Raw genomic sequence first — 23,390 nt, 5'->3', positions numbered from 1 at the left:
TTTTGTTATTTTGTTGATGCGCCGGGCCGTCCGGCCGGTTTATTTCCTCTCTGTATGCCTCAACTATCCGCTTTCTTGCTGCTGATGCTGGGGCTACTAGTGGCCGGCAGCACCATGGCACAACAATCCACGGAGACAGACACTGGCCTGACGCCGGCCAAGGAGCGCAAGCTCAGCCGCCGCGAGCGGAAGGAGCTGGCCCACCGGGTGGCCTTGGAAAATGCCCAGCAGAACTCGCGCGAGCCTTCGTCGCGGGAACGGGAACAAAGCGAGGCATACTTTGTGGACGGGGTGCGCTACGCCTTGCTCGAAGACTACTCCAAGGCCATGGAGCGGCTGCTGAAAGCGTATGCGCTCAGCCCCAACAATGCGGCCATTAGCTATAAAATTGCTGAGGTGAATATGCTTACGGGCAACCTCAAGGAGGCCACCAACTTTGCGCAGGCCGCCGTGCGCCTCGACCCCAAAAACACCTATTATTACCTATTGCTGGCTCAGACGTACACCACCCAAAAGCAGTATGACCAGGCCGCAAAGGTGTATACCAGCCTGATTCGGGATGTACCCGATTCAAACTATTACCTGTTCAACCTAGCCGACTTGTACTTGGCGCAGGGTAAGCTGCAAGAGGCGCTGACCACCTACGACCAAGCCGAGAAGGAATTTGGCTCCACGGATGAGGTAGCGTTCAAGAAGCAGCAGATTTATCTGAAGCAGAACAACCTGGATAAGGCTTTGCAAGAAGGCGAGACGCTGATTGCCTCCAACCCCGACGACATTCGGTACGTGTTGGCGCAGGCCCAGATGTATGTGACCAACAACCGCCTACCCGACGCATTGCGCGTTACCCAACAGGCGTTGCGCCAAGCCCCCGACAACCCACAGGCCCGCATGATCTTGGCAGATGTGTACCGCTTGCAGGGCAAAAAGGCCGAGTCGGTGGAGCAGCTGAAGCTAGCGTTCGGTAATCCGGCGATGGACATAGACTCAAAAGTCCGCATCCTGATTGAATACGTTCGACAGTTGCCTAATCCAGACCTCACCCAAATAGTGCTGGACCTAGCGGAGCTAACTACAAAAGCGCACCCTCAGGAGGCCAAGGCCTTTGCCATGGCTGGCGATGTACAGACCATTATTGAGCACAGGCAGGACGCCCGCGCTTCCTACCTGCGCGCTATTCAGCTTGACAACTCCAAGTTTCAGATTTGGCAGCAAGTGGTGTTGCTGGATGCTGAGCTAAACCAGTCCGATTCGTTGCTGGTGCACACCGAGCAGGCGCTGGAACTGTTTCCTAACCAAGCACCGCTCTGGTTCTACAATGGGGTAGGGCACGTGCTGAAAAAGCAGCCCGCCCAGGCTATCAAGTCGCTGGAGTATGGCCGCAAGCTTACGACCGACAACCCCGAGCTACAGGCGCAGTTCAATACACAGTTGGGCGATGTATACCACGAGCTGAAAGACTACCCCAAGTCGGATGCCGCGTATGAGGCAGCGCTCAGCGTTGACGCCAATAATGCCCAGGCCCTGAACAATTACAGCTACTATCTCTCCCTGCGAGGCGAGAAGTTGGACAAGGCTAAGCAAATGGCTGGGCGGCTGGTAAAGCAGTCTCCCAATAACCCTACCTACCTCGACACGTACGCTTGGGTGCTGTATAAGCTGAAAGACTACACCGGCGCCCGCCAGGCGCTGGAAACCGCCCTGAAACACAGTTCCGATGGCACGCTGCTAGAACATTACGGCGACGTGCTGTTTCAGCTACAGCAGCCCACGCAGGCCGTAGCGGCCTGGGAGCGCGCCAAACAAGCCGGCGACGCCTCGGCCCTGATTGACCGTAAGATCAAAGAAAAGAAGCTTTATGAGTAAGTACCCCGGCGTTTTGCTGCTCCTTGTTCTGCTCGTGTTGGGCAGCTGTCAGCGCAAGCTAACGCCTACTGCTACCAACAATCCGGCTACCACGGCCACGCCAATCAACCCAGAAATCAAGGTAGAGAATATCGATTTCCGCTACCTCGCTGCCAAAGGCAAGGCCCAGGTAGATATGCCTTCGCTGAAGCAGACGGTGAATATTAACGTGCGCATGCGCAAGGACAGCATTATCTGGATGTCGTTGGGCCTGGCTGGATTTGAAGGCGTACGCGCCCGCATCACCCGCGATTCTATTCAAATTATGAACAAGTTGCAGCGGGAGTATTACGCTGGCAACTTTGCCTACCTGAAGCAGCAGTTCAACGTGGAGGTAACCTTCGAGCAGCTACAGGCGCTGTTGCTGGGCAACTACCTGCCCGCACCGGCCGGCGTGACGCCTACCGTCGTTACCGAAGGCCCGCAGCAGCGGGTAGAGTATGCCCAATCGGGCCTGCTGCTTAAGCAACTGATTGAGCTGAGCCGGCAACGCGTGAAGGAGCTAACAGTGACCGACCCCAACTCGCAGAACAGCTACATGGTGAACTACACCGATTTTCAGGCCCTGGCCGGTACGCAGCAACAGTTCGCCTACTCCACGCTGGTGCAGGTGAAGCAGGGTAGTGGCGCTTCTACGCTATCCATCAACTACCGCAACGTGGACCTTGACAAGGAGCGCCTGTCTTTCCCCTTCTCCGTACCTTCGGGCTACACGCGAAAAAAGTAACAGCGTGAAGGGAACGTTGCGTTTTTACATTTTACTCCTTACTGCCTTCCTGTTACACCTGAGCGGACCTCCTGCTCAGGCACAACAGCGTAAGCGCTCTACTACCCGTACCAAAAGCAAAGCGCAGTTGGAACGGGAACGACGCACTACGCTGCGGCGCATCAAAGAAACCAGCCGCATCTTGGCTCAAACCCAAGAGAAAAAGCAGGCTTCTATTGGGCAACTGAATGCGCTGAAAGAAAAGCTCACCGTGCAGCAGGGCGTGATTCGCAACATTTCCACGGAGCTGAAAACCGTGGAAACAGATGTGCGCCAGACTGAAGGCCAGGTACAGCAAACCCAGCAAAGCCTGGAGCAGTTGCGCGCCGAGTACGCCCGCATGATTTACGCGGCCTCCAAAACGGCGAATAGCTACAACCGCATCATGCTCCTGTTTGCGGCCGATTCGTTCAATAGCTTTTTGCGCCGCCTGCGCTACGTGCGACAATACTCCGAAGTGCGGCAGGCCCAGGCCGCCCAAATCAGTGCCACTCAGCAGAAGCTCAGCCGCCAGTTGACGAACCTTAATGAGCAGCGTCAGCAGAAAAGTACACTACTTTCCAATCAGCTCACGGAGAAAAAGAACCTTATTAGCCTTAAAACGCAGCAGGATCAGGTAGTAACCAAGCTCAGCCAGCAAGAAGAAAAGCTGGGCCAAGAGCTGGCCCGCCGCCAGCAAGCCGTGCAGCGCCTCGACAACCTGATTGCCCAACGGGTACGCGAAGAAATTGCCCGGGCGGCCCGCGCTGCTGCCGCTGCTCGTGCCGCCCGAGCCAATGCGGCTCGTAGCGGGGTACGAGGTGGTGCGGGTGGCACCTCGCGCACCAGTGCCGCCGAGGAAGATGCCGCCGCCAGCCGGGTAAATCGCGTAACGCTTACCCCCGAAACGGCCGCCCTCTCCTCTTCCTTTGCCGACAACCAGGGCCGCCTACTGTGGCCTGTGGCACGCGGCTTCATCTCCCAGCACTTTGGCCGCCACGCGCACCCGGTGCTCAAAAACGTAGTAGTAGAAAACCGCGGCGTAGATATCCAGACGAATGCCGGTGAACCGGTGCGAGCTATTTTCGACGGTAAAGTACTCACGGTATCCAGCGTGCCAGGCATGAACAACATTGTCATGATCCAGCATGGCGAGTATTTCACGGTGTATGCCAAGCTACGCTCCGTGAGCGTGCAAGAAGGCCAGGTAGTGAAGGCCCGTGCAACTATTGGTACCGTACAAACCAACTCGGAAGGCACCTCGGAAGTGCAATTTCAGCTGTGGCGCAACAGTGCTAATCTCAACCCAGAAAATTGGCTGGGCCGCAAATAGTGCTAGGTGAAGTAGCGCAGCAAAACCTACAGAACAAAAAAAACACCGTATACAATACGGTGTCTTTCCGAGCTATGAAAACAAACTTAGCTATCAATATTCCAACTCCAGAACATAGCCTGCTCCTTTGTTAAGTCTTAGATAACTACCGGAAAGTTATATAATTCTCAATAAGTATATCTTTCTTTTTCGCTGAAGCAACACTTTCGCTCGGTAAAGTCACGAATTACGGCCGCTGAATAAAAGCCATGCTATTCAGAAACGGTACTATATCAAGTTCAGCCGGTTGAGAAGTGCCGCCTTGTAAGAGTTGCCGATGGGCAACGACAACGTAGTGGTCTTGCTGGTCTCAAACAAAGCGGTGTCGGTTTCAATAGCAATAATGCGGCCCAGACACACAATGTACTTGCGGTGAATACGGGCAAAGTCCCGATTAGGCAGCCGGCTTTCCAGTTCTTTCATCGTGCTGTATACCGTAAGTCGCTCTCGATCAGTATAAATATTCACGTAATCGCCCAGGGCCTCTACGTAGGTGATGTCGGCTGTAACCACGCGCACCAGCTTTTGCTCCTGCCGCACGAATATTTCTGTGTACTGCTCTTCCGCCGCCGCTGCATCGGGCTTATTGGTACTTGGGCGTAGCAGTTCAAACAGCTGCGTTTTTTCCTTTTCTAATTGCAGCCGGGCCCGGCGCAGCTCTAGGTGCGCTACTACCTCGCGGGCTAATATGCGTAGCGCTTCGCGCTGCTGCTCGTTCAGCCGGCGCGGTACCATATCGATGGCGCATAGACTACCCAAGGGGTAGCCCTCGGGCGAAAGCAAAGGAGCACCTACATAAAAACGCACTTTCTGCTTGCCAACTACTAGCGGGTTGTATTGAAAATCAACATCATTCGCGGCATCTTCTACCTCCAGCAAATCTTCTGACAGCATCACATAGTTGCAGAAGGCAATGTCGCGCGGCAGATTGTGCAGGCCCTCCCCTCCTACCTCCGCCTTCACACTCTGCCGATCGGCGCCAATGAACGATATGAGAGCAATTGGCGTATCACAGATATAGGCCGTGAGCTTTGCCAAGTCGTCGAAAGCCTGTTCTTTGGGCGTATCCAGAATTTGATAGTTGCGCAGTATTTCTAACCGCGTAGCCTCCCGGCTGCCAGAGTCATTTGAAATCAGTGAGGATTGACTCTTATATGATTTTTTTGTCATTAGCGTGCAGATAAACTACTGAATTGCATGCGCTGGTAAAAGATTAGTAAGATAGAGGGGGCAACGAAGATATCAGTTGATCAATGGATTGCCGGGCGGTAATCGTTGAACTATGATATTAGCACGGCAGAAGCTGGATTTTTAGCGCTCAACTTTTTACTTTACTTTCTACCGAACAGGATTAGCCTGCATTGACTCCAACAGGAAAACTACTGGTTATCGGAACTGATTTGCGAATTATCGGGTACCTTTACCAATCCTAAACCATAGCCAGTTGCGTAGCTATAGTTTTACCACCCCAAACTGGCCTTGCGGCCTCGCCCATGCTCTTAACCGCGCTGTTTCTGGCTATTGCCCCCCGCACGATCATATTCATTATCTTCGTGCTTGTCATCTTCTTTGGTGCCAAACGCATTCCTGAATTGTTCCGTGGCCTGGGTCAGGGAGTGAAGGAATTTAAGGATGCTTCGAAGGAGGAGCGTCCCGAGTACCGCGACCAGCAGCCTCAGCAGCCTCACTACGGTAACCAGCAGCCTACCCAGCCGCCCTACCGCGACCAGCCAGCGCCGCCTACCAATCAGCATCAGAATCCAACTCAACCCCGTTACTAACCTACTGCAATGAATACGCCTCTTTTCTTATTCCTGGGAGACCTGGGAGGTGGTGAGATAATGCTCATCATGGTGGTTATCCTCATTTTCTTCGGCGCCAATAAGATTCCTGAGTTGGCGCGGGGCTTAGGCAAAGGCATTCGGGAGTTCAAAGACGCTTCGTCGGAGATTCGCAACGAAATCGAGAATTCCGGCCGTCCCAACCATAATCAATCGTACCAGCAGCCACAGCAGCCGTACCAACAGCCTTATGCTTCAGCTCCTGGCGCTCCAGCTCATACCGACTCGGTGCCAGTGCCTCCTACCACGGTAGCACCGCCCATGGATGGTGGTGTGGCTATGCCGACTCCGCAGCCAGAGCATACATCTAACCGCCTCGATCAGACTTCCTAAGTCGTCGTTTCAAAGTAAAACCGTACTTTAGTTGTCAGGAAGTAGCGGTCTGTTCTTTATGCAAGCCTACAAAGCTTGCCAGCAACAGACCGTTATTTCCTGACAATTTCTTTTTTCACTTCACTGACCCAGCGATTTGAAACGTTTTAACTCCCTCACGGAAGTTCGTCGCGAGCTGACGGCAGGCACCACCACCTGTCGTCAGCTCGTCGAGTATTATCTGGATAACATCCAGCAGAAGCAACACCTGAACGCCTTCTTGGAAGTGTGGTCCGAAGAGGCTCGCGCTCAGGCCGATGCCGTGGACGCCAAGCTGCAAGCTGGCACGGCCGGCAAGCTGGCCGGTATGGTGATTGGCCTGAAAGACGTGCTGGCCTACAAAGACCACGCGTTGCAGAGCAGCAGCCACATCTTGGATGGGTTCCTCTCCTTGTTCACCGGCACGGCCGTACAGCGTTTGCTGGATGAAGACGCTATTCTGATTGGTCGCCAGAACTGCGACGAGTTTGCTATGGGCGCCTCCAACGAGACATCCTACTTTGGCCCCGTGCGCAATGAACTAGACACTGACCGGGTGTCCGGTGGGTCGTCGGGCGGGTCGGCGGTGGCAGTACAGGCCGATTTGTGTCTGGCCTCTATTGGCTCCGATACAGGCGGCTCGGTACGACAGCCAGCCGCTTTTTGCGGTGTGGTGGGTTTCAAGCCTACCTACTCGCGCATCTCGCGCTATGGACTGATTGCCTACGCTTCGTCGTTCGACCAGATTGGTACGCTCACGCGCTCCGTGGAAGATGCGGCGCTGCTGTTGGAAGTGATGGCCGGAGCCGACAATTTTGACAGCACCGTGAGCCACCACCCAGTGCCTGCGTACAGCCAGCAACTGGAGCCGGCGGCGCAATACCGCATCGGCTACATCAAGGACTGTCTGGAGCGGCCGGGCTTGAACGAGGAAATTAAGGCGGCCACGGAAGAAGCGCTGGACTTGCTCCGCAGCCAGGGCCACGTGGTGGAAGCTGTAGACTTCCCCTACCTGGACTACATCGTTCCGACCTATTACATACTGACCACCGCTGAGGCCAGCTCCAACTTAAGCCGCTACGATGGTGTGAAGTTTGGCTACCGCGCCCCGGATGCTACCGATCTGGAATCGCTCTATAAGAAAACCCGCGCCCAAGGCTTTGGACCGGAAGTACAGCGCCGGATTCTGCTGGGCACTTTCGTGCTGTCGGCTGACTACTACGACGCCTACTACACCAAAGCGCAGCAGGTGCGCCGCCTGATCAAGGAAAAGACCGACGAGCTACTGCGCCAGTACGATTTCCTGGTGCTGCCTACCACTCCTACCACCGCCTTCCACATCGGCGACGTGAATAAGGATACGTTGGCAATGTACTTGGCCGATATTTTCACGGTGCAGGCGTCGTTGGCTGGGGTGCCGGCTATTTCGGTGCCGGCTGGTACCGATGCAGAAGGTCTACCCATTGGCTTGCAGCTACTGGCCGGAGCATTCCGCGAAGAGCACCTGTTGGCCTTTGCCAATTCAATTGCTGAGTCTTTAACACCCGCATTGCCCTGATGAAGAAGTTGTCGTTGTGGAAGCGGGTAGCCGCACCGGGGTTGTTATTTCTGGCTTTTGGAAGGATGGGAACGGCACAAACGCTGCCCGCCCCGCCCATTGGCTCGCTCCCGCTTCCCGATGATACCGTGCAGGTGAACCTGCTGGCCCTACCCCCCGATTCGCTGGTAGCGGCGCCCGTCGACTCTGTGAAGCTGCTGTGGGCCCAAACGCCCCCTGAGCTGCGCGACCTGGTGGGCGACCGGGTAGGCTGCATTGAAACCGACATGCCGCATGTGTTCAACAACTCGGTGCTGGCCTACGTCAACTTTTTCACCCAACGCAACCGCGCCTACACGCAGCGCGTGCTGGAGCGGGAGAATATGTACTTCCCGATTTTTGAGAAGTACCTGGCGAAATACGACTTACCCAACGACCTGAAATACCTGGCTGTCGTCGAATCTGCCTTGATTCCGACGGCCAAATCTAGGGTAGGCGCTACTGGCTTGTGGCAGTTTATGGGTCCTACTGCCAGCGACTGGCGCCTCGTGCGCGATGAGTGGGTGGACGAGCGTATGAGCCCCGAAAAGGCCACCGAAGCAGCCTGCAAATATCTGCGCGCCCTCTACGGCGTCTTTCACGACTGGGAGCTGGTGTTGGCGTCGTATAACTGGGGGGTAGGCAACGTGCAGCGCGTAATTCGCCGCACGGGCAAGAAGAACTTCTGGGACCTATACCCCTACATGCCGAAGGAAACGCGCAACTACGTGCCTACCTTCACGGCCATCATGTATACCATGAAGTACGCGCGGGAGCACCAGCTGCACTCGTCCGAGCTTCGTTACCAGTACGCCGAGCCGCTCGACACGCTGCACTTGCGCGGTAAAGCCTTCGACCTGCGCCGCCTCAGCCAAGCAGTGGGCTTGTCCGATTCGTTGGCGTTGCTGCGGTATAACCCGGAAATCAAGCGGGCGTATTTGCCGTCGGGGTATCGTTCCTACGTTATTCAGGTACCCTCGGCGCTCCGGGCGCAGCTAGTTAACGTTGATCGGTCTACGCTGTTTGCCTACTGCCAGCCGCTGCGAGAGTTGCCGCAGCCCTTAGTGCCCCTACCACCGCACATGGCCGGCGCGCCTGCTACCCCGGCTATGCTGGCTGACGCCGCGCCACCACCTGAAGCCCCGCGCCTGCAACGTAAGGTGCACACGGTGCGCCGGGGCCAGACTATTGCTACTGTGGCCCGCAACTACGGTGTCTCGCAAAGCCAATTGCGACGCTGGAACAAGCTGAGCAGCCGCCAGCAGACGTTGCGGGCGCAGCAGAAATTAGTGCTATTTGTGCCAACCCCCGCCGAAAAACAACCTACTCCTACCCCAACTTATGCGAAGGTAGCGGCCCAGGTACCGGAGGCCCTACCCACCGTAGCATCGGCACGGCGGGCAGACGGCACAGTTGTGACGCCGGTAGCGGTAATGAAACCGGTTGCGCCAGCGGCAGCTATTGCTACCGCAGCGGCAGCCCCTACCCGGTCCGTTGCCCGACGCACGGAGGCCCCTACCCATCAGGAACACCCTACCGCAGTACCCGAAACGTCCCCAGTAGCAGTAGCATCGGCAGCGCCTGCGGATACGGCTGCTACCCTCTACACCGTACGGCGCGGCGACAACCTCAGCAAGATTGCCCAACGCCACGATGTGACGGTGGCACAGTTGATGGATTGGAACCCATCGGCTTCCAGCCAATTGATGCCGGGGCAAAAGCTGACGCTCTACGTGGCGCAGGCCGATGAAGAAACTCCGGCAGCTCCGGTGCTAACCGCTGCGGCTCATAAGCCAGTGCCCCGCTCAAAGCCCGCTGCTCCCACCCTTTTGCCGCCCCGTACCTACCTAGTACAGCCCGGCGACACGCTCTATAACATTTCGCGCCGCTACCAAGGCGTGACGGTGGAGCAACTGCGCCGGTTGAACCATCTGAAATCGGATGCCGTGAAGCCGGGCCAGAAGCTGATTGTGGAAACCAGTTAAAGCACGTCATTTCCAACATTCTGCTTGATGCGCAGAATGTTGGAAATGCCAGGCATTACCCTACCCTACGCCCCGGGCCTACCGCCTGGGGCGCTTTTCTTTCCGGTGGCGCCTACCTTTGCCGGCCACTAGCTTACCTTTGCCCCTTAGTCGCACCCACGACTTTTGCCACCCACCTTTCTTACCTCATGCTGAAAATCAACAAACAAGACGCCCTCAACTACCACTCCCAGGAGCCTGCCGGTAAGATTGAGGTAGTGCCCACCAAGCCCGTTAGTACGCAGTCTGACTTGGCGCTGGCCTACTCGCCGGGGGTAGCCGAACCGTGTTTGGCCATTGCTGCCAACCCCGATGATGTGTATAAATACACCGCGAAGGGCAATCTGGTAGCCGTTATCAGCAACGGCACGGCGGTGCTGGGCCTGGGCAACATTGGCCCCGAGGCCAGCAAGCCAGTGATGGAGGGTAAGGGCGTGTTGTTCAAAAAGTTTGCGGGTATTGATTGCTTCGATATTGAGATTGACGCCACGGACCCCGATGAGTTCATTCGCATTGTGAAGGCCCTGGAGCCTACCTTCGGCGGCATCAACCTAGAGGATATTAAGGCGCCCGAATGCTTCCGCATCGAAACGGCCCTGCGTGAGCAGATGAACATCCCGCTGATGCACGACGACCAGCACGGTACGGCCATCATCACCTCGGCCGCCCTGCTGAATGCGTTGGAACTGGTAGGCAAGAAGATTGACGAGGTGCAGTTGGTGGTGAGCGGGGCCGGCGCGGCCGCTGTGTCATGCCTACGGCTGTACTTGGAGTTGGGTGTGAAGCTGGAGAACGTGGTAGTGTTCGACAAAGACGGCGTTATCAATCCCCAGCGCACCGATCTGGCTGATATGCAGATGCGCTTTGCTACCCAGCGGCCCGTCACGACGCTGGCCGAGGCCATGCGCGGCGCCGATGTGTTCCTGGGCCTATCGGCGGCCAACGTGCTGCCGGCTGAGCTGCTGCTGACAATGGCCGACAATCCCATTGTGTTTGCCCTGGCTAATCCGAACCCGGAAATCGACTACGACTTGGCCATGGCTACTCGGCCGGACATCATTATGGCCACGGGCCGCTCCGACCATCCCAACCAGGTGAACAACGTATTGGGCTTCCCCTACATTTTCCGGGGGGCGCTGGACGTGCGGGCCACGGAAATCAACGAAGCCATGAAGCTGGCTGCCGTACGCGCCCTGGCCGACCTGGCGAAGGACGTAGTGCCCGACCTCGTGAACAAAGCCTACGGCGACAACACGTTGGCCTTCGGACGCACCTACCTGATTCCCAAGCCACTAGACCCACGCCTGATTACCACTGTATCGCCGGCCGTAGCAAAAGCCGCCATGGAAAGCGGCGTGGCCCGCCGCCAGATTACGGATTGGTTTGTCTACGAAGACGAGCTGCGCGGCCGCTTAGGCGTGAGCCAGAAGCTACTGAACCGCGTGACGTCGGCGGCCAAATCCAACCCCAAGCGGGTGGTGTTTGCCGAGGGCGACAACTACAAAATCCTCAAAGCCGCCCAAACGCTGGTGGATGAGGGCATTGCCAAGCCCGTTTTGCTGGGCAACCGCCAGAAGCTGGAAGAAATTGCCCGCGCCAACAACCTGGACCTTGCCGGCTGCGAAATCATCGACAACATCCAGGAAAAGGCGACCCGCGAGGAGTTTGCGCAGCTATTGTTTCAGAAGCGCCAGCGCAAGGGCATCACGCTCTACGAGTCGCAGCGCCTGATGCGCGAGCGAAACTACTACGGCTCGATGATGCTGGAAACCGGTCAGGCCGACGCGTTTATTACGGGTTTGACCAAGGACTACAGCAAGTCGATTCAGCCTGCGTTGCGCGTGATTGGGGTGGATGAGAGCGTGAAGCGCGTGGCTGGTATGTACATCATCCAGCACAAGCGCGGGCCATTCTTCTTCGCCGATACCACCGTGAACATCGACCCCACGGCCGAGGAAATGGTAGACATTATTGGCTTGGCGGCGCGTACCGTGCGTTTCTTCGACAACGAGCCACACATTGCCGTGCTTAGCTATTCTAACTTCGGCTCCAACCCCGGCCCTGTTCCCGACAAGTCGCGCCGCGCCACGGAGCTAGCCAAGCAGCGCTACCCCGACCTGATTCTAGACGGCGAGATGCAGGCCAACACCGCCCTAAATCCGCAGCTGTTGCAGGAGCAGTACCCGTTCTCGGAATTGGCCAAGTACGGCGGTGCCAACACGCTCATCTTCCCGACGGTGCTAGCCGGCAACATTGCCTACAAAGTGATGCAAGAGCTGGGCGGCGCCGAGGTAATTGGGCCGGTGCTGATGGGTATGCGCAAACCGGTGCACATTCTGCAATTGGGCGCCTCGGTGCGCGAGATTGTGAACATCACGGCCATAGCCGTGGCCGATGCGCAGCAGCTGGCGAAGGGTAGGCAGCAGCTATAGGTAGCAGCACAGGCACCGGCTTATTAATTTTTCGATAGCTTGATAAAAATTGATAAGCCGGTGCCTTTTATAAGAGGTTTCGTTGTTTGCTGCTTATTGCTGCTATGCCTGAACAGCTGCCGGCAAGCTCCCGCCGATCCGCAGGCCGATGTACGGGCCATTATCGGCGCGGTAGTGACCAATCCGCAGCTCTGGAATTTCGCGCGGCCTCATGCTGAGCAGCAAGGCTTCATTTCCGTTCGATTTTTGAATCCCGTGGTGTACAACCGCCGGTTTATCCCAATCGACAATTTCGAGCTGCCAGGGCGCTACCCGGTGCGGTGGGTGAAGGTGACCCCTACTGAGCCGTTGTTATCCATAGAAGCTTTTTCCATTGACGACAAGCAGGCGGCTATTTTACTCCGAATGCCAGTGCAGGGCGTGGTAGCTACTTTTTACCTCACCAAACAAGAAACCTGGGCCATCTGGTACGCGGAAGTAAGCGAGAATTAAAGAATGCACTCGGCACAACCCGGGGCCCTTATTTTCTTTCGCTGGGGATAGATTACGTGTCCAAACGTGTTTATCCGTAGCTTTCCACTCACAGAGAAGCACTTTCTGTTTCTAGCTCATCCCACCCTCTGCTATGATTGCCTATATCGACGGCACGCTTGCCTATAAAGACCCTACCCTCGCCATTCTCGACGTGCACGGCATTGGCTACGAAGTGAAGATTTCGCTGGCTACTTACTCCAAGCTGCCCACCGAGAACGAAAAGGCAAAACTTTTCACTTATCAGCACATCAAGGAAGACGCCAACACGCTCTACGGCTTTCTGGACCCCAACGAAAAGGCGCTGTTTATGCACTTGATTTCGGTGTCGGGCATTGGGCCAGGCACGGGCATTGTGATGGTGAGCAGCATGAGCGTGGGTGAAATTCGGCACGCCATTGTGAGCGAGGATGTGCGTTCCATTCAGAGTATCAAGGGAGTTGGCCCGAAAACTGCCCAGCGGGTGGTGCTGGAGCTGAAAGACCGGTTGCGGAAGGATGAGCTGTTGGCCAAAGCTGGCGTGGATACCGTGCCACTGGCCAAGGCACACAATACCAACCGCTCCGAAGCGTTAGCGGCTTTGGTGACTCTGGGCTTCGCGCGGACAGCGGCAGAAAAGGCGTTGGATACTATCCAGCACAAGCACGGCAACGAGCTGAGCATAGAGGAATTGATTAAGTTTGCTCTTAAGACCCATTAGCGTTCCTCCCGGCCGTGCGGCCGTTTCACTTCCTTGAGCTTCGATAAGAAACACCTCTCCTCCTCGCTGGTTCTGTGTGCGTTGCTGGTGACCTGGTGGTCGCAGGCGAAGCCGTTGAGTACCAACGCTGCTCGGTTGCACCAGCTCCTGACACACCTACCCGTGGTGGCGCAGCTGCTGCCCGATACCCCGCGCGTGGTGCTGCCCGATACCAGCCGATACCGGCCCAGCTCGCGCCCCAAAGTGGCGCCCGCAGACCGGCAGGGTATTACGTCGCCTACCCGGCGCCGTTCGCCCCTGCTGCTCGACCAGCCCGCCAACGTGAAACCCGAGGTAGTGGCGAGCGACAGTTTAGACTACTACGACTTAAACGAGAAAATAGGTTCGGATATCGACTATCGGAATCCGAGTCGGATGACGTTTGAGGAGTATTCGCGGTTTCGGCAACAGCAGGCTGTGCGCGATTATTACCGCGAAAAGGCCGCTGGCGGTGTAACTGGCGGCGCCAACACGCCCGCTACGGCCCAGCGCCTGATTCCGAAAATCTACCTCGGCCCAATGGCCGACCGCATCTTCGGGGGTAGCTATGTAGACATCCGGCCCCAGGGCGCTGTGACGCTGCGCATGGGCGCGCGCTTCAACCGCAACGAAAATCCTACCCTCACGCTCCGCCAGCAGCGCACCGGCGACTTCAACTACGAGCAGAACATGAACCTGAACCTCACCGGCCAGATCGGGGAGAAGATGCGGGTGACGTTCAACTACGACACGAAAGCGGCTTTCGAGTTCGAGAACAACATGAAGCTCGACTATACGGGCTACGAAACGGAGATTATCCGGAAGGTGGAGCTGGGCAACGTGAGCCTACCCCTGAACAACTCCTTGATTACGGGCGGTCAGAACCTGTTTGGGGTGAAAGCCCAGCTGCAATTCGGGCGCCTGGGCGTAACGGCCGTAGCCAGTACCCTGCGCGGCCAGCAAGACGCCGTGACGGTGCAGAACGGCGGGCAGAGCCGCAACTTTGAAATCAAGGCCAGTCAGTACGAAAACAACCGGCACTTCTTCCTGTCGCAGTTTTTCCGCGACCGGTACAACGCGGCCCTGCGCAACCTACCCACCGTGCAGAGCGGCATTGAAATCCGCCGCTTGGAGGTGTACGTGACCAACGACAACCGCACCGCCACCGACCTGCGCAACGTGGTGACGCTGATGGACCTGGCCGAACCGTTCCGGGTATACCGCCCGCAGTTCCTGGCCGGCAACCGCACGACGAATACGCCCCCCGGCAACGGGCAGAATACCGAATATGAGCAGGTACGCCGGGATCGTGGCAACCTCACCGTAGACAACTCTTTGAACGCGTTGGGGCTGGTGAAAGCCACTGACTTCGAGCGGGTGCGTGCCCGTAAGCTGGCCCCTACCGAATATACCTTCAATGCCCAGCTGGGCTACCTTTCGCTGAACACGCAGCTGCTACCCGAGCAGGTGCTGGGCGTGAGCTACGAATACCTCTACAACGGCCAGGTATACAAGGTAGGCGAGCTGGTGGACGACTACGCCAGCGTGAATGCCGATCAGGTGATTTTCCTGAAGATGCTGAAGGCCACCAACCCCGGCGTGGGCCTGGCCGACCCCAACGTGAATCCGCAGAATCCCAACCTGCTCACGCGCAACCTCCCTACCTGGGATTTGCTGATGAAGAACGTGTACTCGCTGAATGCTACGCAGCTCAACCGCGAGAACTTCCAGCTGCAAGTGGTGTACAAGGACGATGTGACGGGTGTGGACTTGATTTCGCTGAAGGAAGGGCAGAGCGTGCAGAACGTGCCGCTGATTCAGGTGCTCAACCTCGATAACCTGAACCCCAACAACGACCGAAACGCCGACGGCAACTTCGACTTTATCTCGGGCATCACCATCGACCCTACCCTGGGGCGCATTTACTTCCCAGAGGTAGAGCCGTTTGGCAATTACTTGCAGAACCAGTTTGTGGCCGGCACCGAGCAGGGACTGATCGACAAGTACGTGTACTCGGCCCTATATAATCAAGTGCAGAGCGATGCCCAACAGGTGCAGGACAAGGACAAGTTTTTCCTACGCGGGCGCTACCAGGCTACGTCTACCGACGTGATTAGCCTACCTGGTTTTGGCATTGCGCAGGGTTCGGTGCGGGTGTATGCGGGGAGCACGCTGTTGCAGGAAACGGTTGACTATCAGGTGTTCTACGATCAGGCGCAGGTGAAAATCCTGAACCCGAGCTATCTCAATTCGGCCAACGAGCTGCGCATCACCTTCGAGAAAAACGCGGTGGTGCAGGTGCAGCCGCGCCGCCTTATTGGCACTCGTCTCGACTACCGCCTCAGCCCCGACATCAACTTTGGCGCTACCATGCTGAAGCTGATTGAAAACCAGGCCCCCGGCATCAACCGCGTAGCCATCGGCGACGAGCCCAACAACAACACTATCTACGGCTTCGACGTGAACATGCGCCGCGAGTCGCGGGCCCTCACCAAGTACCTGGATATGCTACCGGGCCTCAGCACCAAGGCGCCGTCGTCGGTGGCCTTTAGTGGGGAGTTTGCCCAACTACTGCCGGGCAAAACGGAGCTGGGCCGCGGCGAAAACGGCGTGTCCTACCTCGATGACTTCGAGAATGCGCGCACGCCCTACACGCTGGCCGGTTTGAACTCGGCTACGGTGTGGCGCCTGGGCACGACGCCCCTACCCATCCAAGGGTCGCAGGAGCAGGGGCTGCCATTTGCCTACCGCCGCGCTAAGATGGCCTGGTACACCGTAGATCAGACTTACTACTCCAACGGCCCCAGCAAACCTTCTAGCATTGGGACGCAGGAGCTGCGCAACCACTACGTGCGGGGCATTCCGCGCACTGAGATTTTCCCAGCCCGCGACGTGGGCGCTACTGGCAACGGTTTTGAATTGCCTCTAGACCTGGCTTACTTCCCAACGGAGCGTGGGCAGTATAACTATAATCCGCAGGTAGGCCCCGATGGCCGTTCCCTACCCCTCGGCCTGGCGCAGGGCAACTACGGCGCCATCAGCCGCGAAATCACCTTCGATACGGACTTCGACAACGCCAACGTCGAGTACATTGAGTTCTGGATGATGGACCCCTTCATTCAGAGCAACAACGGCAACAACGTCATTCGCGATGGGGTGAACGAGACGGTGGCTTCTACCAACCCCGGCGGTGATTTCTACATCAACCTGGGCTCGGTATCGGAAGATGTGTTGCGCAACAACAACATCAATGAGTTTGAGAACGGCCTACCCGACGGCACCAATAACGCGGCCAACCTGACGCAGAACACCGTTTGGGGTAGGGCTACCACCCAGCAGTTTTTAACCGATGCGTTCTCGGCAGCCAATGGGGCGCGGGCGCAGCAGGATGTAGGCCTAGATGGGGTAGACAATACCGCCGAAAAAGCGCTGGGTGTACCCGGTCCGTTTTCGGCCCTGGACGACCCAGCCGGCGACGACTTCCTGCACCACCTCTCGGGTGCATACAACGGTACCGAGGCCGGCAACCATATTCTGGGTCGCTACAAGCAGTACAACGGGATGGAGGGCAACTCCACCTCCGACACCAACCAAAGCTCCACCGCCTACCCCGACAAGGAAGACCTGAACCGCGACAACGTGGTGACGGACCTGGAGCGCTACTACGAGTACCGTCTGCAAATCCGGCCCAACAATATGGTAGTGGGTCAGAACTACATCGTGGACAAGGTGACGCGCACCATTGCCGGCTCCAACGGCGAGTCGGTGTCGTGGTACCAGTTCCGGGTGCCGGTGCGGCAGTATTCGGCTGTGCGCGGCACGCCTAATGGGCAGCCGTTTGGTTTCAAATCCATCCGGTTTGTGCGCCTCTACCTCACGCAGTGGCAGCAGCCGGTGGTGCTACGCCTGGTGCAGCCGCAGTTTGTGGCCAACCAGTGGCGCCGCTTCCTGAGCACCATTGCTACCCCCGGCCAGCCCGTACTCAACAACGATACCGATGCTGAGGGCTTTGCTATTTCGACGGTGAGCTTGGAGGAAAACGGCGCCTCGGCCAATACGTCGGGTGCCATTCCGTACGTACTGCCGCCCGGCATTCAGCGCGACCAAGAGTATGGTTCCAGCACCGTGAACCGCCGGCAAAACGAGCAAAGCCTACGCCTGACAGTGGACGGCCTACGCGACGGCTACGGCAAGGCTGCCTACAAAAACATCCAGATCAGCCTGTTGCGGTACAAGCAACTGCGGATGTTCCTGCACGCCGAAACGCAGGAAGCCAACGTGAACGATGGCGACGTACGCGCCTTTATCCGCATCGGCACCGACTACACCCAGAACTACTACGAGTACTCGCTGCCCCTGCAAATCACCCGCACGGGCGCATCGACTACCTCCGAAATCTGGCCTGATGCCAACCAGATTCAGGTGGCGTTCCAGGATTTTATCAATGCCAAAGCGGCCCGTAATGCCGTTGCCGTTCAGAATAATCTGGGGTCAGAGTTTTATTTTACTCCCTTTACTTATACTGAAAACTTGCCCACTGGGGCTACCATCACGGTAGTAGGCAACCCCGACTTCTCACAGGTGCAGGGTGCCATGATTGGCGTTTTCAACCCCCTGGACAACGGCGTGAGCAAGTCGGTGACGGTGTGGGCCGATGAGTTCCGGGTGTTTGAGTTCGACCGTAAGAGTGCCTGGGCCGCCACAGCCCGCTTTAACACTCAGCTAGCCGACGTGGCCAACGTGACGGCTACGGGCAGCTATGTTACCTCGGGCTTCGGTGGCTTGCAGGATAAGCTCCAGCAGCGCACGACCAGCGACATTATGCGCGGTGACGTGAATGCCACCATCGCGGCCGACAGGTTCCTGCCCGAGAAGCTGGGCCTACGGCTGCCTGTGTTGGTGCAGGCGGGCTCCGAGGTCAGCAAGCCCGAGTACGACCCGCTGGATCCTGATACCAAGCTCAGCCAGTCGCTGCAAAAATTTGGCTCTGATAGAGAACTGCGCCGCGAGTACGAGAAGGAAGTCGTTTCGCAAACCAGCCAGCGCAGCATCAGTGTTCTAAACGCGCATAAGGAGCGCACCGACCCGCAGAAGCCGGTGCGCCCCTATGATATTGAGAACTTTGCGGTGAGCTATGCCATTACCGAGCGCACGCACACCGACATCAATACCGACAAAGACTACACTCGTACCTTCACGGGGGCGCTGGCCTACGTGTACCAAACCACGCCCAAGAACTACACGCCGCTAGCAGGATTAAAGGCGCTGGACTCGCCCTACCTGAAGTTTTTGCAGGAAGTGAACTTCACTCCCCTACCCTCGCGCTTCTCGTTCCGGGCTGACCTGGACCGGCGCTACAACGAGCGGTTTTTACAGCGTGTGCTGGAACCTGGTACCCTTCCTGTTTCAACCGGCGCAGGTATTTTCCAGAAGAGCTTCTACTTCAACCGCATCTACGATCTGAAGTGGGACCTGACCAAATCCTTGATTCTGGATTATACGGCCAACAACCGCGCGATTGTGGATGAAGGGGTAGGCCGGGCCGTGGGTAGCTCCGATCAGGCCCAGCAGAACCGCGACCTGATTCGCGACAACCTCTTGCGCGGGGGCCGCACTACCAACTTCACCCAACTAGTAGCCGTAACGTGGCGCGTGCCGCTGGATAAATTCCCGCTCACCGACTGGGTATCTATCAATGCGCGCTACTCGGCCAACTACACCTGGCAGGCGGCTTCTACGGCGCTGCGCGTGCTGCGCGACCCCAACAGCCCGCTGGCCTCCGATAGCACTACCCTCGGCAATACCATTCAGAACAACGGCGAGCTGAGCGGTACGGGTAAGATTGATTTGGTGAAGCTCTACAACAAAGTGCGCTTCCTCAACATCATCAACAACGCCCCGCCGCCCCCACCCGTGCAACGCGACGAGAAAGGCCGCATCATTAAGCCCAAGCCTACCGCGCCCGGCGCCCCTGGTGTGGCTGGCGCCCCCGCCGATACCACCCGCAAAGCCCCGGAGTTCCGGGCGCTGAAAGCAGTACTGCGTTCCTTGATGACGGCCCGCTCCCTGGACTTCACCTACACCCGCAGCAACGGTACGCTGCTGCCGGGCTACCTGCCCAGCACGCAGTTTTTTGGGATGAATAACTCGTTTAATGCGCCGGGTATTCCATTCATCCTGGGCAAGCAGTACAGTAACTTTACAGATCTTGATATGCTGTACCAGCGCGCCGCCAGCAACGGGTGGTACACGGAGCGCAGCGACCTGCTGAATACGCCGCTCAGCTCCTTGCTCACCGATAATCTGACACTGCGCACCTCCCTGCAACCCTTCCGCGACTTCAACATTCAGCTGGACGCGCGCCAACAGCGAATTCGTAACCGGGAGGTGTTTTACCGTCGGACCATTGATGAAGAAACACTGCTACCCGTACCGGGTGGCGTAGCTGCAGCAAGTAACCCACTGGGGTCGGGATCGTTCAGCACTTCGTTCATCTCCATCCAAACGCTGTTCGGCGACCGGTCGGCGGAGGGTACGATTTCCAAAGCCTTCAACCGCTTTGTGCAGAACCGGGCCTTTGTGTACGACCGTCTGACTGCTGCCAATGCTGCCCCCGGCGTGTACAGCTACAACTCGCAAGACGTGCTGCTACCCGCTTTCCTAGATGCCTACCGCGGTAAGTCGTCGGACGGCTACGAGGCGAAGGGATTCAATCCGACCAAACAGTTCAAAGTTCCGCTGCCCAACTGGACTATTCAGTACAACGGCCTGGCACAGCTGCCGTTTGTGCAGCGCTATTTCCGCTCTGTCACGCTCAAGCACGCCTATACCTCGGTCTACAGCATCAACAGCTACACTACCTCTACGCTGTACACTGCTGCGCCCAAGGACGACGCATTTTCAACCGTTACCAACGATAACAGCCTGTTTGTTCCCTACTATATCTTAGGGCAGGTGACGATTTCGGAGCAGCTGGCCCCGCTGATCGGTATCAACTTCCAGACTCTGCAAAAGGTATCCGGCAACCTGGAGTATCGCGTGACGCGCAACGTAGGCCTGAACACCATCAACGCCCAGGTAACGGAGCTGCATACCACCGAGATGGTGATAGGCTTTGGCTACGTGACGGACCGCCTGAAGCTGCCTTTCCGTATCGGGGGCGAGCAGAAGGTGCTGCGCAACCAGCTCAACGCCCGCCTGGATATGTCGATTCGGGACAATACCATCATCCAGCGTACTATCGAGGATGTGGTAGACGGGTCGGATGTGGGCACGCCCTTTAGCCTGGTCACTAGCGGTACCCGCCAGGTGCTGCTGCGCCCTACCATTGACTACACCCTCAACCAGCGTCTGAACCTGCAATTCTACTTCACGCGCACCGTTACGGCTCCGCGCGTGCAAAACTCCTTCCGCAACGCCGCCACCGAAGGTGGTATCCAGCTTCGCTATAGCCTGTCGCAGTAAATGGGGAGTGGGGAGTGGGGAGTTTGTGAAGTGGTGAATGAAAAAGCGTCTGTCATCCTGAGCGCAGCGAAAGACCTTATGCCCGTAAAACGAGTCGTTGGTACGTCTGTCGTTCTTATGTGAGAAGGTCCTTCGCTGCGCTCAGGATGACAGACGCTTTTTCATTCACCACTTCACAAACTCATCACTCCCTATTTCACCCCTTCACAAACTCACCCCTTCACCATTCCACTCTTCGCCTTTTCCCGTACTTTTGGGGGCTGTTCATTTTAACCTGGCTTTGCATGAATCTCCCCGCTGAACTGAAGTATACCAAAGAGCACGAATGGGTGCGCGTTGAAGGCGACGTAGCATACGTAGGCATCACCGACCACGCGCAGAAAGAACTGGGCGACATCGTGTATGTAGACATTGACACGCTGGACAAGGATGTAGCCCAAAACGACGTATTTGGGACGGTAGAGGCCGTGAAGACGGTTTCGGACCTGTTTAGCCCCCTCACCGGTACCGTATTAGAAATCAACCCCGCCCTCGACGGCAGCCCCGAGCTGGTGAACTCTGACCCTTATGGTGACGGCTGGATGATCAAGATGTCGATAGGCAACGCCGCTGAGTTGGACGAGCTGCTGACGGCTGAGTCCTATGGTGAAATCGTAGGCGCTTAAGTTGACGGCTTCAACGAGCATAACGCCGCCCGCGTCGCCGCGCGCCTTTGCTGGTGTGCCGGCCACGTGGGCGGCGTTGGTGTTGGTGCTGACCCTCACGCCAGCCCAGGAAATGCCCGACACACCGCACTGGGATTTACTGTCGTTTGACACGGCTGCCCACGCAGGCGTCTTCGCGGTATTGTCTTTCACCAGCTATATCTCGGCTCGGCGGCAGCGCCGCTTCCCTACCCTGCGCCGTCAGGCACTGCTATGGGTAGGCGTTGGCTGCACTTTGTTTGGGGGGCTGATTGAGGTACTACAGGCAACTATGGGTTTGGGCCGCCAAGGCGAATGGTCCGACCTCATCAGCGACACACTGGGCACTGTGGCGGGCCTGGGCGCGGCTTGGCTCCTGCGGCGCTGGTGGCAGGCCTGATGGCCACCGGGCGCCGTTGGCTGCTGCTGGGGGTAGGGCTCCTACCCTTCGCGGCACTGGCGCAGGACATGGCCCGCGTGCGCCAAACCATAGCTACCCTCGCCGCACCCCAGATGCACGGCCGCGGCTACGTACGCCACGGCGACCAGCAAGCCGCTGCCTATCTGCGGCAGCGGTTCCAGCAGCTGGGTTTGCAGCCCTTAGCACCTGACTATACCCAGTCGTTTCCGCTGGATGTAAATACCTTTCCGGGGAAGCTGCAATTGGAGCTTCGTTTCGGCATGCTGCGGTTTCCGATGCTGGGCCGCTCCCTCCAGTTGCAGCCGGGCAAGGAGTTTATTGCCGCTCCCGAATCAGGGTCAGGCAAAATAGGCGGACCGTTTTCAGCGGCACCCGTTATTCGCCTCGATACGCTGGTTTTCACAGATGCCGCGGCCCAGCAGCGCCTATTGAAACGCCCCTGGTACGGGGGCGGCGTGGCAATCCGTAGCGCCGACGTACCTCGCTTGGCTACCCTTCCCCTACCCCTACAGCAGCACCTCGACTCGGCGGCGTTACGCTTCACGCTAGTACCTAAGCTCACGGCCTCACTGGCTCCCACGCAGGCTGGCCAAGTACGCCTAGATATTTTGGAATCAGTTTGGCAGAAGTATGCTGCTAAACAAGATGACCTAGCAGCGCAGGTAGCTGTACGGGTAGATGCAGAACTGAAACACGACTACCAAACCCAAAACCTGATTGGGATGCTGCCCGGCACCACCCAGCCCGATTCGTTCTTGGTTGTTACGGCGCACTACGACCACCTGGGCACAATGGGCCGCCGCGCCTACTTTCCCGGCGCCAACGACAATGCGAGCGGCACAGCCATGCTGCTGGAGTTGGCCACCTACTATGCTCGACCCGAAAACCGGCCGGCTTACTCCGTATTATTCATTGCCTTTGGTGGTGAAGAAGCTGGTTTAGTTGGTTCACGCTACTTCGTGCAGCACCCGTTGGTGCCCCTAACCCGCATCCGGTTCTTGCTCAACCTAGACTTGTTGGGTACTGGTGAAGAAGGCATTACCGTGGTGAATGGCCGTGTTTTGCCCGATGCTTTTCAGCGCTTGCAACAGCTCAACGAGGCCGAGCATTTTGTGCCTTCCGTAGCAGCCCGCGGCAAGGCAGCCAATTCCGACCATTATTATTTCACCGAAAGCGGTGTGCCTGCCTTTTTCCTCTACACCCGTGGCGGCCCTACTGCCTACCACGATGTGCACGACCAGGCTGCTGCCCTACCCCTAACGGCTTTTTCCGGCGTGTTCAGGTTGATTACTCGGTTTCTGGCTTCATTTTAAGTAAGCAGGCGAAC

The 23,390-nt window shown here is 57.4% G+C and carries 15 protein-coding genes; 14 read left to right on the top strand and 1 reads right to left on the bottom strand.

Going from position 1 to position 23,390, the window contains the following annotated elements:
* Nucleotides 1–54: 54 nt before the first annotated feature.
* The 3 genes from KYK14_RS02205 to KYK14_RS02195 are packed head-to-tail and all read left to right on the top strand — an operon-like array spanning nt 55 to nt 3,983.
* Nucleotides 55–1,866, top strand: a complete 1,812-nt coding sequence (locus KYK14_RS02205; RefSeq protein WP_219156580.1) for a tetratricopeptide repeat protein — start codon at nt 55–57, stop codon at nt 1,864–1,866.
* Between the two features lie 13 nt (nt 1,867–1,879).
* Nucleotides 1,880–2,632: a lipoprotein insertase outer membrane protein LolB1 gene (gene lolB1 / locus KYK14_RS02200; protein ID WP_219156578.1), complete on the top strand. Its 753-nt coding sequence runs from the start codon at nt 1,880–1,882 to the stop codon at nt 2,630–2,632.
* 16 nt (nt 2,633–2,648) lie between these two features.
* Entirely contained in the window at nt 2,649–3,983 is a 1,335-nt protein-coding gene (locus KYK14_RS02195; RefSeq protein ID WP_246601642.1) for a murein hydrolase activator EnvC family protein, read from the top strand.
* Nucleotides 3,984–4,250: 267 nt separating this feature from the next.
* On the opposite strand, the gene KYK14_RS02190 is transcribed toward KYK14_RS02195, so the two are convergent.
* Nucleotides 4,251–5,192 (bottom strand): GAF domain-containing DNA-binding protein, encoded by a 942-nt coding sequence (locus tag KYK14_RS02190; protein WP_219156576.1) that lies wholly within the window; start codon nt 5,190–5,192, stop codon nt 4,251–4,253.
* A 323-nt stretch (nt 5,193–5,515) separates the two neighbouring features.
* Here KYK14_RS02190 and KYK14_RS22380 point away from each other — a divergent pair, with 323 nt between their 5' ends.
* From KYK14_RS22380 to KYK14_RS02135, 11 genes are all read left to right on the top strand, one after another.
* Nucleotides 5,516–5,803, top strand: a complete 288-nt coding sequence (locus tag KYK14_RS22380) for a Sec-independent protein translocase subunit TatA/TatB (RefSeq protein WP_219156573.1) — start codon at nt 5,516–5,518, stop codon at nt 5,801–5,803.
* Nucleotides 5,804–5,812: 9 nt separating this feature from the next.
* Nucleotides 5,813–6,196, top strand: coding sequence for a Sec-independent protein translocase subunit TatA/TatB (locus KYK14_RS22375; protein WP_219156571.1), 384 nt, complete (start codon nt 5,813–5,815; stop codon nt 6,194–6,196).
* 136 nt (nt 6,197–6,332) lie between these two features.
* Entirely contained in the window at nt 6,333–7,772 is a 1,440-nt protein-coding gene (gene gatA / locus KYK14_RS02175) for an Asp-tRNA(Asn)/Glu-tRNA(Gln) amidotransferase subunit GatA (protein WP_219156569.1), read from the top strand.
* A 65-nt stretch (nt 7,773–7,837) separates the two neighbouring features.
* Nucleotides 7,838–9,775: a LysM peptidoglycan-binding domain-containing protein gene (locus KYK14_RS02170; RefSeq protein WP_219156567.1), complete on the top strand. Its 1,938-nt coding sequence runs from the start codon at nt 7,838–7,840 to the stop codon at nt 9,773–9,775.
* Nucleotides 9,776–9,963: 188 nt separating this feature from the next.
* Entirely contained in the window at nt 9,964–12,246 is a 2,283-nt protein-coding gene (locus KYK14_RS02165) for an NADP-dependent malic enzyme (protein WP_208306594.1), read from the top strand.
* A 96-nt stretch (nt 12,247–12,342) separates the two neighbouring features.
* On the top strand, nt 12,343–12,738 hold the full coding sequence (locus KYK14_RS02160) for a hypothetical protein (RefSeq protein ID WP_219156565.1): 396 nt from the start codon (nt 12,343–12,345) through the stop codon (nt 12,736–12,738).
* A 133-nt stretch (nt 12,739–12,871) separates the two neighbouring features.
* Complete coding sequence (gene ruvA, locus KYK14_RS02155) at nt 12,872–13,477, top strand: Holliday junction branch migration protein RuvA (RefSeq protein WP_219156563.1); 606 nt, start codon at nt 12,872–12,874, stop codon at nt 13,475–13,477.
* A 33-nt stretch (nt 13,478–13,510) separates the two neighbouring features.
* Nucleotides 13,511–20,959, top strand: coding sequence for a T9SS outer membrane translocon Sov/SprA (gene sov, locus KYK14_RS02150; protein ID WP_246601641.1), 7,449 nt, complete (start codon nt 13,511–13,513; stop codon nt 20,957–20,959).
* A 284-nt stretch (nt 20,960–21,243) separates the two neighbouring features.
* On the top strand, nt 21,244–21,624 hold the full coding sequence (gene gcvH / locus KYK14_RS02145; protein ID WP_219156561.1) for a glycine cleavage system protein GcvH: 381 nt from the start codon (nt 21,244–21,246) through the stop codon (nt 21,622–21,624).
* Between the two features lies 1 nt (nt 21,625).
* The gene (locus KYK14_RS02140) at nt 21,626–22,042 is read left to right on the top strand and encodes a VanZ family protein (protein ID WP_219156559.1); all 417 of its coding nucleotides are present in this window, start codon (nt 21,626–21,628) and stop codon (nt 22,040–22,042) included.
* The gene (locus tag KYK14_RS02135; protein WP_219156557.1) at nt 22,030–23,376 is read left to right on the top strand and encodes a M28 family metallopeptidase; all 1,347 of its coding nucleotides are present in this window, start codon (nt 22,030–22,032) and stop codon (nt 23,374–23,376) included. Before KYK14_RS02140 ends, KYK14_RS02135 begins: the two co-directional genes overlap by 13 nt.
* Nucleotides 23,377–23,390 lie beyond the last annotated feature (14 nt).

The sequence above is a fragment of the Hymenobacter profundi genome (genome assembly GCF_019334315.1).
GTDB lineage: Bacteria > Bacteroidota > Bacteroidia > Cytophagales > Hymenobacteraceae > Hymenobacter > Hymenobacter profundi.
Note: the sequence above shows the minus strand (reverse complement) of the source record. Positions and strands in the feature narration are given on the sequence as shown.

Bases quoted from the DNA above. Each gene is read 5' to 3' on its own strand.
- KYK14_RS02170 (WP_219156567.1), top strand. From the start codon at position 7,838: ATGGGAACGGCACAAACGCTGCCCGCCCCGCCCATTGGCTCGCTCCCG.
- KYK14_RS02205 (WP_219156580.1), top strand. From the start codon at position 55: ATGCCTCAACTATCCGCTTTCTTGCTGCTGATGCTGGGGCTACTAGTG.
- ruvA (WP_219156563.1), top strand. From the start codon at position 12,872: ATGATTGCCTATATCGACGGCACGCTTGCCTATAAAGACCCTACCCTC.
- KYK14_RS22375 (WP_219156571.1), top strand. From the start codon at position 5,813: ATGAATACGCCTCTTTTCTTATTCCTGGGAGACCTGGGAGGTGGTGAG.
- KYK14_RS02190 (WP_219156576.1), bottom strand. From the start codon at position 5,192: ATGACAAAAAAATCATATAAGAGTCAATCCTCACTGATTTCAAATGAC.
- KYK14_RS22380 (WP_219156573.1), top strand. From the start codon at position 5,516: ATGCTCTTAACCGCGCTGTTTCTGGCTATTGCCCCCCGCACGATCATA.
- gcvH (WP_219156561.1), top strand. From the start codon at position 21,244: ATGAATCTCCCCGCTGAACTGAAGTATACCAAAGAGCACGAATGGGTG.
- KYK14_RS02165 (WP_208306594.1), top strand. From the start codon at position 9,964: ATGCTGAAAATCAACAAACAAGACGCCCTCAACTACCACTCCCAGGAG.